Origin of the sequence: Terriglobus sp. RCC_193 (assembly GCF_041355105.1) — a bacterium.
Taxonomy (GTDB): domain Bacteria; phylum Acidobacteriota; class Terriglobia; order Terriglobales; family Acidobacteriaceae; genus Terriglobus.
The window spans coordinates 93,855-107,104 of record NZ_JBFUPK010000002.1 but is presented as its reverse complement, the minus strand read 5'-3'; the positions used below and the strand labels follow the sequence as shown (position 1 = coordinate 107,104).

14 protein-coding genes are annotated in these 13,250 nt (G+C 59.4%); 6 read left to right on the top strand and 8 right to left on the bottom strand.

The features are described from left to right. The first annotated feature begins 46 nt into the window (after window positions 1–46). From AB6729_RS09065 to AB6729_RS09050, 4 genes are all read left to right on the top strand, one after another. Window positions 47–1,117 (top strand): hypothetical protein, encoded by a 1,071-nt coding sequence (locus tag AB6729_RS09065; protein ID WP_371081295.1) that lies wholly within the window; start codon window positions 47–49, stop codon window positions 1,115–1,117. A gap of 29 nt (window positions 1,118–1,146) precedes the next feature. Then, entirely contained in the window at window positions 1,147–2,052 is a 906-nt protein-coding gene (locus tag AB6729_RS09060; RefSeq protein WP_371081294.1) for a LysR substrate-binding domain-containing protein, read from the top strand. A gap of 69 nt (window positions 2,053–2,121) precedes the next feature. After that, a complete protein-coding gene (locus AB6729_RS09055; protein ID WP_371081293.1) occupies window positions 2,122–2,604 on the top strand; it encodes a Rid family hydrolase in 483 nt (160 codons plus the stop codon). A gap of 7 nt (window positions 2,605–2,611) precedes the next feature. Then, window positions 2,612–3,115: a lipocalin-like domain-containing protein gene (locus AB6729_RS09050; RefSeq protein WP_371081292.1), complete on the top strand. Its 504-nt coding sequence runs from the start codon at window positions 2,612–2,614 to the stop codon at window positions 3,113–3,115. A 96-nt stretch (window positions 3,116–3,211) separates the two neighbouring features. On the opposite strand, the gene AB6729_RS09045 is transcribed toward AB6729_RS09050, so the two are convergent. The 5 genes from AB6729_RS09045 to AB6729_RS09025 all read right to left on the bottom strand — a co-directional run bounded on the left by AB6729_RS09045 (window position 3,212) and on the right by AB6729_RS09025 (window position 8,552). Next, entirely contained in the window at window positions 3,212–4,462 is a 1,251-nt protein-coding gene (locus tag AB6729_RS09045; protein WP_371081291.1) for a sorbosone dehydrogenase family protein, read from the bottom strand. 176 nt (window positions 4,463–4,638) lie between these two features. Then, entirely contained in the window at window positions 4,639–5,808 is a 1,170-nt protein-coding gene (locus AB6729_RS09040; protein ID WP_371081290.1) for a VWA domain-containing protein, read from the bottom strand. Between the two features lie 717 nt (window positions 5,809–6,525). Further along, entirely contained in the window at window positions 6,526–7,296 is a 771-nt protein-coding gene (locus AB6729_RS09035) for a DUF3050 domain-containing protein (RefSeq protein WP_371081289.1), read from the bottom strand. A gap of 8 nt (window positions 7,297–7,304) precedes the next feature. Beyond that, entirely contained in the window at window positions 7,305–7,742 is a 438-nt protein-coding gene (locus AB6729_RS09030; RefSeq protein ID WP_371081288.1) for a DUF971 domain-containing protein, read from the bottom strand. 18 nt (window positions 7,743–7,760) lie between these two features. Beyond that, on the bottom strand, window positions 7,761–8,552 hold the full coding sequence (locus tag AB6729_RS09025; protein ID WP_371081287.1) for a sulfite exporter TauE/SafE family protein: 792 nt from the start codon (window positions 8,550–8,552) through the stop codon (window positions 7,761–7,763). A gap of 159 nt (window positions 8,553–8,711) precedes the next feature. Here AB6729_RS09025 and AB6729_RS09020 point away from each other — a divergent pair, with 159 nt between their 5' ends. Both AB6729_RS09020 and AB6729_RS09015 read left to right on the top strand, forming a co-directional pair. Next, on the top strand, window positions 8,712–9,875 hold the full coding sequence (locus tag AB6729_RS09020) for an acyltransferase family protein (RefSeq protein WP_371081286.1): 1,164 nt from the start codon (window positions 8,712–8,714) through the stop codon (window positions 9,873–9,875). Between the two features lie 56 nt (window positions 9,876–9,931). Further along, a complete protein-coding gene (locus AB6729_RS09015; protein ID WP_371081285.1) occupies window positions 9,932–10,858 on the top strand; it encodes an MBL fold metallo-hydrolase in 927 nt (308 codons plus the stop codon). 236 nt (window positions 10,859–11,094) lie between these two features. Here the strand turns inward: AB6729_RS09015 and AB6729_RS09010 are convergent, their stop codons facing one another. The 3 genes from AB6729_RS09010 to ruvB are packed head-to-tail and all read right to left on the bottom strand — an operon-like array spanning window position 11,095 to window position 13,229. Next, the gene (locus tag AB6729_RS09010) at window positions 11,095–11,391 is read right to left on the bottom strand and encodes a DUF167 domain-containing protein (RefSeq protein ID WP_371081284.1); all 297 of its coding nucleotides are present in this window, start codon (window positions 11,389–11,391) and stop codon (window positions 11,095–11,097) included. A gap of 2 nt (window positions 11,392–11,393) precedes the next feature. Further along, the gene (locus tag AB6729_RS09005) at window positions 11,394–12,131 is read right to left on the bottom strand and encodes a YggS family pyridoxal phosphate-dependent enzyme (protein WP_371081283.1); all 738 of its coding nucleotides are present in this window, start codon (window positions 12,129–12,131) and stop codon (window positions 11,394–11,396) included. 9 nt (window positions 12,132–12,140) lie between these two features. Further along, window positions 12,141–13,229, bottom strand: coding sequence for a Holliday junction branch migration DNA helicase RuvB (ruvB, locus tag AB6729_RS09000; RefSeq protein WP_371081282.1), 1,089 nt, complete (start codon window positions 13,227–13,229; stop codon window positions 12,141–12,143). Window positions 13,230–13,250: the final 21 nt, after the last annotated feature.

Sequence of the window (13,250 nt, the reverse complement as noted above, 5' to 3'; positions counted from 1 at the left end):
GTTGCGTGTGTTTTGGACAATGCAACGTGTGTTCGAGGAGCTTTTCATGATTCGCAATTCTGTTCGTTGTTTCGCGGTTTTTCTTCTTGGTGTCCTTGCTGGTGGTGCATTTGCGCAGAAGGCTGATCTGAAGTTTCTGAACGACAACCAGCCTGTGCTGGATGCGCACAACTGCTATCCGTATGAGGGGAAGTGGAACAATCGTGTGTATCGCGCGTTGTCATCGGGGTTCCCGGTGTCGATTGAGCAGGATCTTGCGTGGTATGTGGATCCGGCTACGGGCAAGGGACGCGTTGTGGTTTCGCATACGCCGAAGCCTACGGGGCAGGAACCAACGCTGCGCGATTACTTCTTTGAGCAGGTGCGTCCCACGATTGAAAAAGCAATCAAGGAAAACAAGAAGGACACCTGGCCGGTGGTGGTGCTGCACTTTGACTTCAAGGACAACCAGCCTGCGCTTTTGCATGCTGTATGGGATTTGTTGCATGAGTATGAGCCGTGGCTTTCCACTGCGGTGCAGACGGATGATCCGCACAAGCTTTCGAAGATTGAGCGCAGGCCGATCCTGGCGATTACAGAGGATAACGATGAGCAGGCGAAGGTCTTCAACGATGCTGTGCCAGTGGGCAGTAAGCTGCTGATCTTTGGGTCGGCGCATTCGGTGGAGGCGCCTGCGGGACTTACGGCTGCGCAGCGTATGCACTGGCAGGCTACTGCTGCGCCTGAGGCGATGTTGACGGCGCGTCCGACGAATTATCGGCGGTGGTCGAATCACTCGTGGTTTGCGGTGGAAGAAGGTGGTCAGCACAAGGCTGGCGATTGGACCGCTGCGGACCAGGCGCGATTGAAGGCGCTGGTAGATCATGCGCACTCGCTTGGATACTGGATTCGGTTCTACACCATTGATGGATTTGATCCGGCAGAGCCGAACGAGAAAAACGGGTGGGGACAGGGTTATAACTTCGGATCGCTGGACGCAGGGATGTTGCGCATGAAAGGCGCCATTGCCGCGGGTGTGAACTTCATTGCTACGGATCAGTACGAAGTGCTGGCTCCGTTGTTGAAGCAGAACTCGAAATCGCTACGACCTGCTGCGACGAGTTTCTCAGCGAAATAAAACAGTCATGGGTGTAGCCTCAACGCACGATGCTTCTGCGCAATCTTGACCTGGATACATTACGGACGCTGGTTATAACGCATGACGTGGGCGGTTTTTCCCAGGCTGCGGAACGGCTTGGGCGGACACCTTCGGCGATCAGCCTGCAGATGAAACGTCTTCAGGAAGAACTGGGGACGCCGCTGTTTCGCAAGCAGGGACGGGCGTCGAAACTGACTGAGGCCGGACAGACGGCGTTGGGATATGCACGAAGAATGCTGGCACTGAACGATGACCTGTTGCAGACGATGCAGGGTGTAACGCTGGCGGGCACGGTTCGCATTGGCGCTCCTCAGGATTTTGCGTCGGTGTTGCCGGATGCTCTTCGTCAGTTCACAACGTTGTATCCGCGGACGCAGGTGGAACTGCGCATTGAGGGCAACGGGGCGCTGATTGAAGCGTTGGACAAAGGGCAGCTTGATGTGGCGCTGACGATTGGATTTGCCGATCGTAAGGATGCGTTGCTGCTGGGCGAATTGCCGGTGTTGTGGATTGCGAGTCGGAGCTTTCGTATGCAGGAGGCTTCGCTTCCGCTGGCGTTGCTGGGGCCGCAGTGCGCTTTTCGCAAGGCGGCAGTGCAGCACCTGGAAAGCGCTGGCATCCCGTACCGTATTGCCGCGACCAGTCCGAGTCTGGATGGACTGTGGGCGGCACTGCAGGGAGGGCTTGGGATTACAGCGCGGACTGCGATGCAGTTGCCGTCTGCACTTACGGCGAATAAGTCACTGCACCGTTTGCCTGTGCTGCCCGGCTTTCCTGTTGCACTGCATCGCGGTCCGCACGCGGCGGAGATACCAGCGGTGGATGCTTTGCATTCCCTACTGGCCACGGCGACACAGGGCATTCTTGCGGGGCTGGCCTATCCCGAACATGTGCGCATTGTGAAGAAGACATAAGCGCTGCTCACGTTACGGGTGAGAAGAATCAAATTGTGCGATGGCGTTCCTACGACTAGGTTTGACTGCATGAAGATCCGTCGTCTGCTTCTTGTTCCGATCGTGCTGGCAGGTTCTCTTCCAGCGTTTGCGCAAATGATGAAAGAAGTTCCTCTTCCCGCGACCCAAAATCCGACCAATGCCACTCTTCCGATTTCCGGTGCTGTCTGGGTTGGGAACACGTTGTATGTGAGTGGATGGCTTGACCCGGATATTAAGTCTCATCCTGATACCACGTCGCAGACCGTCAGCATTTTCAAAGACCTGGAAAAGTTTCTTGAAACGCAGAAGCTGACATTGCGCAATGTGGCCATGGTGCGCATGTTTCTGGGTGGCGATCCTGCAAAGGACGGCAAGATGGACGTTGCCGGAATGACGGCAGGGTATACGGAGATCTTTGGCACCAAGGAGTATCCGAATAAGCCTGCACGTACTACGTTGCAGGTGGTACTGCCTGCCGGGGTGCGCGGTGCTTTGGTGGAAGTTGACTTAGTAGCCGTAAGACTGAAGTAGGTGACTTATGAAGATGATGAATAAGTATGTCTCGTTTATTGCTGTTGTGATGTTGGGTGTGTGCACTATGCAAGCGCAGGAGAAGGCAGCGAACCCATTTGTTGGTAGTTGGCAACTGATTGCGGCGGATAAGTTGCTGCCGAACGGAACGCGTGTTTCTGACTATGGCGCCGGGCCGCACGGTATGGCAGTGTTTACTGCCGATGGCCATTTCATGATTGATGTGTTTCGGAATGTGCGAACGAAGTTTGCCAGTAAGGATCGTGAGAAGGGGACATTCGACGAGTACAAGGAAGCACAACTGAGCAGCAGTTGCAGCTTTGGCACTTATACCGTGGATGCTGCTGCCAGCAAGATCACTCTGCATATCGATCGCAGCACGTATCCGAATACGGATGACACAACGCAGGTCCGTGAGTACGAAGTGGAAGACGACACGCTTAGCTGGAAGGTGGCTCCGCGACCGGATGGCTCGATTCCGATTACGGTGGTGCGTCGTATCGCACCGTAGATGCTCGCGCTTTAGAAACGGTCATGGGCACGCATTTCGCGTGCCCATGACTGTTCTGTGAAGAAGTTCGTTTTGTTCACTAATCGTGGGTGTGGCCTATGGCTTGCCAGTGTAGGCAATGCGCCAGATGCGGCCTTTGTTGGAGTCGGCTACGTAGAGAGCGCCGTCGGGGCCCACTGCTACGCCGACGGGACGGTAGGCCGCGGTCTTGACGTTTTTATCCGCAGCGGCAGGGCCGGCGAAGCCGTCTGCAAAGACAACCGGTGCGCCTGCCTTGTTGCTCTTGAAGGGGACGAAGACGATGTTGTAACCGGCCTGTCCTGATGGACCCTGCACATCGGCGGCTCCGTGCATGGCGAGGAAGGCTCCGCCACGGTAGAGGTCCGGAAACTGCTTCGCCTGGTAGAAGACAAGGTCAAGCACGGCGGGACGGCGCGGCTGGAAGAATGCGGCTGCCGGTGTGGCGTAGTGGCCTTCAGTGGGTGCGGTTTTGCCGTTGCCACCGTATTCGGGTGCGAGAAGGCGAAGCTTCCGAGCGCCGTCGTAGTAGGTGTAGGGCCAGCCCATGTCGGTGGATTTTTCAACACGGAACATCTCGTCTGCGATGACGTTGTCTTCGTCTTCGGTGACGAGGTCGGGGAAGGCGTCGTGGGTGGCGTCGCGACCGTGGGTGGCGCTGTAGAGTGCGTCGCCGTTGCGCCAGTCGAGGCCGCTGAGGGTGCGGATGCCGGTAGCGAAGTGTTCGCCGTCGCTGAACTTCTGGCCGGTGCGGGAGTCGTCAAAGCTCCAGATGCCTGCCCTGGCTGCGAGGGCCGGACAAGGCTTGAGGCCGGTGGGCTTTTCTCCTTTGGGCATGTTGGGCGTGGCGCAGATGTTCATGCCGGCATCGAAGGAGACGTAGAGTTTTCCTTTGCCGTCGAAGGCGATCATGTGGCCGGAGGGTGCGAGGCCTTCCACGATGGTTTGCGGTTCGGCTATGGGTACGAGCGCATTGCCTTCGAGCGGGAAGCGATAGACGGCGGTGTTGGAAGAGGCGTAAAGCGCGCCGTTGTAAATGCGGATGCCGGTGCCCTGATCGACGGTGCTGAAGTGTTCGATCTGCGCCTGTTTGTGGTCGGGGTCCAGGCGTAGTGCGAGGATGCCCGCAGAGGGCTGCTTGGCGCCGTGGCGCGTGGAGATGTAGATGTCTCCGTTGCTGCGGATGGCCATGTGGCGGATGGGGCCCAGGCCTTCAGCGACTACCGTTGCGTGAAAGCCGCGAGGAAGCGTGAGGCCGTCCGGCTCTGACGCGAAGAGGTTTCCGGCTGCGACGACCAGCGCCAGCGCAGCAAACGTAAGTTTTTTCATGGTGACAACCAGTATGGCTGTTCATGGTGTGAAGACGCGCGGAGTGAGTGAGTTTTTTTGTGAAGTATGGATCACAACGTATGTCGGCGTGACACAGCCCGCTGATGAGCGTGAGTTTTACTAACAATCCAAGCTCATCAGCGGGCTGCGGTCGGTCTTCTTCTCAAAGCGCATTTTTACTGTTTGACGGCGCCGGTGTAATAGCCGTCGCGGTATTGCAGGATGAGTTTCTTCTGTTTGGGGATGTCGACGGTGAGGCGGTGGTAGCCGTCGTCGTTGTTCACGGGTGAGAAGCCGAGGCGGTACTGGCTGCGGAGTTCTTCCGCGATGTCCTTGTAGATGTCGGCGACGGTGTATTTTTTGGTGACTTCAAACATGCGGCCGCCGGTTTCTTCGGTCATGCGCTGCAGGATTTTTTTGCCGTCGTTTTTGTCGCGCTGGTCGGCACCGCCGCCCATGCGCCCGCCACCGCCGGGGAAGCCACCGCGTCCGCCGGGGAAGCGTCCGGGAAAGCCGCTGCCGCCGCCGTGGTCCTGTTCGCCTTTGTAGTAGATGGCGTAGACGGTGAAGTCGGCGCGCTGGGCGGCTTCAATGGCGTCGGTGAGGGATTCGCGGGAGCCGCGGTCGTCGCCATCGGTGAGCAGGATGAGCGCGCGGCGGTTGGGGCCGGTGGGTTTGGCGTCCTTTGCAGGTTTGGGGATGACTTCGGTGGAGGCGAGGTAGACGGCGTCGTAAAGGAGGGTGCCGCCACCTGCTCCTCCGCGCGGGGCACCGCTTCCGCCGTGACGGCCTTGTCCGCCGTAGCCTCCGTTGTTACTGGTGTTTCCGCTGTTGCCTGAGTTGCCGTTGTCGTTGCGGTCATCCTGATTGAACTGGGGTTTGTCGCGGTCGGCGTCGATCTTTTGCAGCGCTGCCTGGAGTTTCGGCATGGAGCTGGTGACGTCGGCGAGGAGGTCTGTCTGACGGCCGAACTGGATGACGAAGGCATTGTCGCGGTCGGGCTGGAGCATGTTGTCGAGGAAGGATGAGGAGGCGGTGCGCTCGGCGTCGAGGACGGTGCGCTGGCTGCCGCTGACGTCGACCATGAGGCCGAGAGTGAGGGGCAGGTTGTTCTCCTTGTCGAAGTAACGGATGTTCTGCGATTTGGCGTCGACGGTGAGGGTGAAGTCGTCCTTGGTGAGGGTGCGGACGAGCTTTTCCTTGCTGTCGCGGACGGTGACCGGGACGACGACGAGACGGGCATCGACGTTCAGGGTTTGCGTCTTCGTTTCCTGCGCGAGAACGGGCAGGGGGGAGGCGAGTAAAGAGGCGCACAGCAGGGCGGCAACAGGCGCGGGGTATCGCATGAACGATTGGACGTGGGCGGGGAGGGGAAGGCTACAGGGGGCTTGCTTGTTGTCGTGTTGTTGTGCCAGCCATGGTCGTTCCGTGGGCGCGCGGGGGGTTGCTTTGTGCTCCTGTTTGTCTTGGTGACCGCGCGGTCGTTGGGGTCGCGCTCAGAATGACGGCTTGTGAAAGGCAACGGATTGCCTGCGGCATTGTAGAGGGTTGAGGGGAATGCAGGTCCTTCGACTTCACTTCGTTTCGCTCAGGATGACGGTCTTTCAGACCGTTTGATCGCGCGTGGCGCGATAGCCCAGGTTAGCTTCGCGAACCTGGGGCACCCGGCTTTGCGAAGCTGGTTTGGTTCGGTGGCTGGAACCTTGTGGGGCCTTGGCACGATGGGAGTCGTTGGGATTCTTCGCTGCGCTCAGAATGACCGGCTTGCGAAAGGCAATGGCTTGCCTGTGGTCTTGTAGAGGGGTGAGAGGAATGCAGGTCCTTCAGCTACGCTTCGCTTCGTTCAGGATGACGGTCTTTCAGACCGTTTGATCGCGCGTGGCGCGATAGCCCAGGTTAGCTTCGCGAACCTGGGGCACCCGGTTTGGTGGCTGGAAGGGGTTTGCGGTGTTGGTGCGGTTGGAGTCGTCGGGATTCTTCGCTTCGCTCAGAATGACAGCGTGTGAAGTTGTTGGTACAGCGTGTGACGTTGTTGGTATGGATGACCGCTGTGGAGTTTGTTGCTATGAACGCGCGGTGATGGTGTTGGCGATGCCGTTCCAGAGGGTTAGGCGCGACTGGAGGGCGAAGGTGGCGGCTTGTTCGGCTTCGTGCCATTTTTGCTCGTCGTTGCCGCAGAGTTCGGCGATCATGCGGAGCGCCATGGGGCCGTGTTCTTCGCCGTCGACTTCGATGTGACGTTCGAGGTACCAGAGGAAGGTGTCGAGGTTGCCGCCGAGATCGCGGTTGAGGTCGCGTACGAAGCCTTTGAACATGGCCGGGATGAGGTCTTCGCGGCCGAAGGTGAAGGCTGCGGCGGTGGCGTGTAGTTTTTCTTCGCTGAGGATGTGGAAGGTGTCGCGGACGAAAAGTTTGGCTGGTTCGGGTGCGTGGCTGCCGCGGACTGCCTGGTGCAGATCCGCGCCGTCGCGCAGGGCGAAGACGAGGCGGTCGATGGCGGTGGTATCGGCCCCGCATTGTTGCATGGCGAGGAGATATAGCTCGAAGTGGCTGAGGGATTGGCCCTGGTAGACATCCGTCTCTTCGCCGAGGACGATCTCGTTGACGAGGCGGCGGCTCTCTGGAAATGTGCTGGGCACCCACGGCACGTCGATGCAGGTGAGGCCGCGTTGGAGGGCTTTGAGCAGGCTCATGAAATCCCAGACGGCGAAGACGTGCGACTCCATGAAGGTGTGCAGGTCCGCGAGCGTGCGGAAGGAGCTGTAGAGGCGATGGTTGGCGAGCTGGTCGTAGAGTGGTTTGAGCCTGGCTTCGAGGGTTTCGATCTGGGACATGGGTGCTGTCATTTGGGGGCTACCTTGAAGGGCAGTGCGTCCTGATCGAGGCGGCGGAGGAAGTCCCAGGAGTAGATGCCGCTCTCGTGGCCGTCGGCCCATTTGAACTTGATGGCATAGCGGCCGATGGGTTCCGCGCTGAGCGGCTTGGCGGGCGGCGTGTAGATGGGGAAGAGGACTTTGGGCGTGGGGCGGGGTTCGCCCAGGGCGCGACCTGTTTTTTCGCGTTCTTCATGGCAGGTGGCGCAGGGGCAGGCGTCCCGGAGGTAGGGGAAGCTCCATTTGGATTGATGGCCGTCCTTCCATGTGATCTCCATGCCGGTGCCTTCGGTGAGCGCGACCTTGATTTTGGCGGGGGCGGTGGCGGCGGGCGGCAGCGGCTGCTCGAACGTCGCGGTGCGCTCGCTCTCCTCGCGGCTGATCATGCGGATGCCTTCGTGACTCATACTTCTAATTCTCTTCCTTCAGTGAGACGGATGCAGGTTGCGGTAGAAGAAATAGCCGCTGACACCGAATCCGACGAGGATGACTACGATGCGCATGGCGCGCTGCGGTAGTTTGCGGGCGTAATGCGCGCCGATGTAGCCGCCGATGCCCGCGGCGATCATGGCGATGAAGCAGTAATGCCAGACGACGGCCCGCTCCACGATGAAGGTGACGACGGCGGAAAAGTTGGAGAGGCAGGCGACGAGCACCTTCATGCTGTTGAGCTGGTGCATGTCGTCCACGCCCAGGAGGGCGAGCAGCGCCATGACCATGAGGCCGCCGCCCGCGCCGAAGTAGCCGATGTAAAGGCAGACGGGAAGCAGCAACGGTAGCAGAAGCAGCGGCTGGACGTGGCGATGGGCGTGGGGATGGTTCGTTTCTTTCCGTAACCATCCACTGATGCGTGCGGAGAAGAGGAACAGAAGCGTGGAGGCGAGGATCATCCAGGGGAGGACGTACAGGAAGACGCGCTGGGGTAACCACAGCAGAATCAATGCGCCACCGACTCCCCCGATGACCGATGCGATGAGCGCGACGATGATGAGTTCGCGGCGGAGGTCGTTGCGGAGTTTCAGAACGCTGGTGAGCTGTCCGGGCCAGATGGCGACCGTGTTTGTCGCGTTGGCCTGCACCGGAGGGATGCCCATGCCGAGCATGGCGGGGAAGCTGAGGAACGATCCGCCTGCGGCTGCCGCGTTGATGGCGCCCGCTGCCAGCGATGCCACCACCAGCAGGATGTAATGGGCGTGCATGGACAGCATTGTGGGCATCACTTTCCATCTTATTTGCCGAATGAAAAACATCTGGCCGGTAAACGACAGTAAGGGATTTGCAGGTGAGGGAGGTTGGTCCCAACAGGCTCCACAGGCGCATTTTGAGGGGTGGTCTATAGACTTTCAGGGTTACAGGCCGCCCGTATAATTAGCCCCATGCTGCCAACTGATGACCGACTTTCCGGTCTTACGGAAGTCCGGAATCCTGTCTCGTCGTCAACGCTGAAGCGACCGCCGCACCTGAAGGCACTGACCAGCGTGCGTGCACTGGCGGCGCTGTACGTGGGTGTGTACCACATGGTGCGCCCCTTTGAGCAGTGGGGACGGTTCACTGGCTTTTGGGGCGCGGGCTACTCGGCTGTCAGCTTTTTCTTTTTTCTTTCCGGCTTCATCCTGGTTTATACGCATGGCGTTGAGTTTGCGAGCGGTAAGGGAGATACGAAGCGTTTCCTGGTGGCGCGATTCGCGCGTGTGTACCCGCTGTATCTGCTGGTGACCATTGTTGCGGGAATCCTGGGGTACAAAGCTTTCCACCCTGCGTACCATGTGATTGCCTATGTCGCACAGGTTTTCATGCTGCAGTCCTGGCATATCCGGCTGACACCCTTTTTCAATATCGTTGCGTGGAGTCTTTCAGAAGAGGCGTTCTTTTACTGCTGCTTTCCATTTGTTGCGGCGCGTCTACAGCCACGATCGCTGCGCCACGGGGTGGTGCTGTTGCTGGGGCTCTGTGTGCTGGCGCTGGTCCCTGGCCTGATCGCGATGTACTTTGACCCGCTCGCAGCGTGGCATGAAACCGCTGCCACGAGCGGGTCGCACCATATGTTGTATTTTGTGCGCCGGTTCCCTCCGTTAATGCTTCCCCAGTTTCTTTGTGGAATTGTGGCTGGCTGGATCTATCTGCAGCGACCCGTGAGCGAGGGATGGGCAAAGCTGGCACTGGTTTGTGGTGGTACGGCACTCTTCAGTGCGCTTCTGCTGGCGAAACACCTGCCCTTCATCCTGCTGCATAACGGGCTTCTGATTCCTTGCTATGTGCTGATCCTGTATGGCCTTACACGTCCGAACCTGGTGTCGAACGTACTGTCCTGGACGCCGTTTGTGCTGGCTGGCGAGGCAAGCTACGCGTTTTACCTGATTCATTTCATGTTCAACGACTGGGCAAAGAGTCTGTTTCACTGGCCGGACACCATTGCCGGCCTGATTCCGCGTTTTGTCGTTTTAATTCCACTGAGCATCTTGTTGCACTTCTTCGTCGAGCGACCAGGCCGAAGGTGGGTGATGAGCTGGTGGGATGGCCGAACGGCGGCCCGAGCATAAGACTGCAAGGTGTTTGGCCGTAGCATCCACGAAGCGATTTCCACATCTAATCCGGTGTGAGCAAAGTTCAGGAACATCCGTCTGTTTGGCGTAAGCTGCGGCAGCTCTGGAATGTTGTTCGTGAGAGCCACCGCCAACCGATGCTGGGCAAACCGAATCCGCCGCGACTGGTGGACCCGGAACAGCTTGGCATTACCTTTGTGGGACATTCTTCGTTTCTGATCCAGATTGCCGGGCGTAATGTGCTGGTGGATCCCGTATTTGCAATGCGGCTGATCCTGCTGCGGCGGGCGCGACTGCCGGGAATAGATATTGCGCATCTGCCGCCGATTGATGCAGTTCTGTTGACGCATGCGCATATGGATCACCTGAACCTGCCGTCGCTGCGGAAGATTGTTCGTCATGCGAAGAAGCTGACGGGCGTGGCACCGGAGGCGATTGTGCCTCGCGGGGTAAGCGATCTGGTGGAGAAGGTGGGCTTTCGTAAGGTGACGGAGCTGGAATGGTGGGAGGCGACCGCGCTTGAGGGCGACGATGTTCGCGTGACCATGACGCCTGCGAAGCACTGGGGAGCGCGCATGTTCAAGGATACGCACCGGCTGTTTGGCGGGTATGTGATTGCGGGTGCCGGACATAGCGTGTATCACTCGGGCGATACGGCCTACTTCAACGGCTTCCGCGAGATTGGGCGCAGGCTGCGTCCAGAGATTGCGTTGCTGCCGATAGGCGCTTATTACCCGGATAGCTACCGCGCGGTGCATACTTCGCCGGAAGAGGGGCTGCAGGCGTTTCTTGATCTTGGCTCGGCAACCACGATGATCCCGATGCACTATGGCACGTTTCCGCTGGGCAAGGAGCCGATGGAGGAACCTCCGGTGCGGCTGATGGCTGCGGCGAAGCAGGCCGGGGTGGCGGATCGTGTGGATGTGATGGGTGAGGGCGAGACGTTGGTGGTGAAGACGGTGGCGCTGCAGTCGGCTTAGGGTTTTCTGCTCTCCGTTTGCATCGGAGTGATGCGAGAGGAATGCAGGTCCTTCGGCTTCACTTTCGTTGCGCTCAGGATGACGATTCTTCGAATCGGATGAGCTTCGCTGGTCGCGCTTTCGCGCGATGGAGCGGCTGAAGCCGCTTCCCACCTTAGCTTCGCGAAGGTGGGGCACCCCGTTTCGCGAAAGTGGGAACCCGGTTTGCGTTACAGTCGCATTCTTTTGAAATGCGTTTAGACGGCCGCTGTGGGCGAGAGCCTTGCCGCGGTTTCTTCATTTGTGATGCCGATGACACGGATCACTTTGGAGCGTGATGCGTGGCCGGAGGCGATGGTGATGCTTGTCTTCGGCACGTTGAGCGCTGTGGCGAGATAGCGGACGAGGGCTTCGTTGGCTTTGCCGTCGACGGCGGGAGCGCTCAGGGCGATCTTGATGGCGTCGCCATAAAGGCCGATAACGCCTTCGCGGGATGCGCCCGGTTGTACGCGAACTGCGAAGCTGACACCGCCGTCGATGCTGCGGATGTTCATTACTACGACTCTTCTTCGTCCTCTTCGTGGTATTTGGTGCGGGTGCCGAAGATGGCGGAGCCTACGCGGACGCAGGTGGAGCCTTCTTCAATGGCTACGGCGAAGTCGTGCGACATGCCCATGGAGAGTTCGGGGAGCGAGATGCCTTCAATGGTGGCGACGGCTTCGTCGCGAAGTTCACGCAGGCGGCGAAAGTAGGGGCGTGCGCCTTCGGGATCGTCGGTGTACGGGGGGACTATCATCAGGCCGCGGACTTCCAGACCATTCATTTCTTCAAGGATGTTGCGCAGCAGGCCGGGGAGGGCGTATTCGCCGATGCCGTGCTTGGTTTCTTCTTCGGAGAGTTTTACTTCGACGAGAATGGGGAGGACTTTGCCGACCTGTTCGCAGACGTCGTTGAGACGGCGCGCGACCTTGACGCTGTCCACGGAATCGACGGCGCTGAAGACCCATGCGGCCTTGCTGGTTTTATTGGATTGCAGGTTGCCGATGAGGTGCATCTCAAGCTGGCCCACGTCTTCACCGAGGATGGTGTGGAGTTGCTGCTGCTTGTGTTCCCACTCCTGCAGGCGGTTTTCACCGAAGAGGCGCTGACCTGCGCGGAAGGCTTCGGCAACGACGTCCGGACCCCAGGTTTTGGAGACGGCCATCAGCTTCACGTCTGCGGGGTTGCGGTTGGCGCGGGCGCAGGCGGCTGCGATTTCCGCGCGTACCTGCTCTAAATTTTCTGCAATCGACATACTTCCAGCTTAGTCGAACAGGGTTGGCTTATCGAATTGATTTGCTTTGGTGGGTACGGGATAGCCGAAGTGTTCGTACGCGAGGCGGGTGGCGACGCGGCCGCGGGGCGTGCGGTCGAGGAAGCCGATCTGCATGAGGAAGGGCTCGTAGACCTCTTCGAGTGCGTCCTCTTCTTCGGCCAGCGCGGCGGCGAGGGTGTTCAGGCCGACGGGGCCGCCGTCGTACTTTTCGATGATGGTGCGGAGTAGTCGGCGGTCGAGTTCGTCGAAGCCGTGTGGGTCGACCTCGAGCATTTGCAGCGCGGCCTGCGCGGTGTCGCGATCGATAATGCCGTTGGCGCGCACCTGTGCGTAGTCGCGCACGCGGCGGAGGAGCCGGTTGGCGATACGGGGTGTGCCGCGTGAACGCATGGCGATTTCGGCTGCGCCGTCTGCGTCGATCTGCACGCCGATGACCTCTGCGCTGCGTTCGACGATGAAGCGGAGGTCGTCGTCGTTGTAGAACTCAAGCCTTAAGAGGATGCCGAAGCGCGAACGCAGCGGAGATGAAAGCAGGCCGGGACGCGTGGTGGCGGCGACGAAGGTGAAGGGACGAATCTCCATCACGTGCGTGCGCGCGGCGGGGCCCTGGCCGATGATGATGTCGAGCTTGTAATCCTCAAGCGCAGTGTAGAGCTTTTCTTCCAGCACCGGTTGCAGGCGATGGATTTCGTCGAGGAAGAGCACCTGCCTTTCGCGCAGGTTGGTCAGGATGGCGGTAAGATCGCCCTGGATTTGTAGGGCGGGGCCGCTGGTCTGCTGGAAGCCGACATCCAATTCATTCGCGATGATGGTGGCGAGCGTGGTTTTGCCGAGTCCCGGCGGGCCGTAGAGCAGGACATGGTCAAGCGCTTCGCCGCGTGATTTGGCTGCTTCGAGGGCGATGGCGAGCTGCTCTTTGGCCTTGTGCTGGCCGATGAATTCGCCAAGGCGGTTGGGGCGCAGCTTGAGTTCAAAGGCTGCGTCCTCGCCCATGCTGCTGGCGCTGACCAGCCGCTCCGCATCTGCAGAGGGTGTGGAGCGATTGAGGTCGAAGCGCTTTTTGTTGAGGAAGTCCATCGTTAAGTCGCTAAGGCGATG

Excerpts from the sequence above, each read along its gene's own strand:
- AB6729_RS09030 (WP_371081288.1), bottom strand. The coding sequence starts at position 7,742 with ATGAGTCACGAAGGCATCCGCATGATCAGCCGCGAGGAGAGCGAGCGC.
- AB6729_RS09040 (WP_371081290.1), bottom strand. The coding sequence starts at position 5,808 with ATGCGATACCCCGCGCCTGTTGCCGCCCTGCTGTGCGCCTCTTTACTC.
- AB6729_RS09060 (WP_371081294.1), top strand. The coding sequence starts at position 1,147 with ATGCTTCTGCGCAATCTTGACCTGGATACATTACGGACGCTGGTTATA.
- AB6729_RS09065 (WP_371081295.1), top strand. The coding sequence starts at position 47 with ATGATTCGCAATTCTGTTCGTTGTTTCGCGGTTTTTCTTCTTGGTGTC.
- AB6729_RS09050 (WP_371081292.1), top strand. The coding sequence starts at position 2,612 with ATGAAGATGATGAATAAGTATGTCTCGTTTATTGCTGTTGTGATGTTG.
- AB6729_RS09025 (WP_371081287.1), bottom strand. The coding sequence starts at position 8,552 with ATGCCCACAATGCTGTCCATGCACGCCCATTACATCCTGCTGGTGGTG.
- AB6729_RS09035 (WP_371081289.1), bottom strand. The coding sequence starts at position 7,296 with ATGTCCCAGATCGAAACCCTCGAAGCCAGGCTCAAACCACTCTACGAC.
- AB6729_RS09055 (WP_371081293.1), top strand. The coding sequence starts at position 2,122 with ATGAAGATCCGTCGTCTGCTTCTTGTTCCGATCGTGCTGGCAGGTTCT.
- AB6729_RS09010 (WP_371081284.1), bottom strand. The coding sequence starts at position 11,391 with ATGAACATCCGCAGCATCGACGGCGGTGTCAGCTTCGCAGTTCGCGTA.
- AB6729_RS09045 (WP_371081291.1), bottom strand. The coding sequence starts at position 4,462 with ATGAAAAAACTTACGTTTGCTGCGCTGGCGCTGGTCGTCGCAGCCGGA.
- AB6729_RS09020 (WP_371081286.1), top strand. The coding sequence starts at position 8,712 with ATGCTGCCAACTGATGACCGACTTTCCGGTCTTACGGAAGTCCGGAAT.
- AB6729_RS09005 (WP_371081283.1), bottom strand. The coding sequence starts at position 12,131 with ATGTCGATTGCAGAAAATTTAGAGCAGGTACGCGCGGAAATCGCAGCC.
- ruvB (WP_371081282.1), bottom strand. The coding sequence starts at position 13,229 with ATGGACTTCCTCAACAAAAAGCGCTTCGACCTCAATCGCTCCACACCC.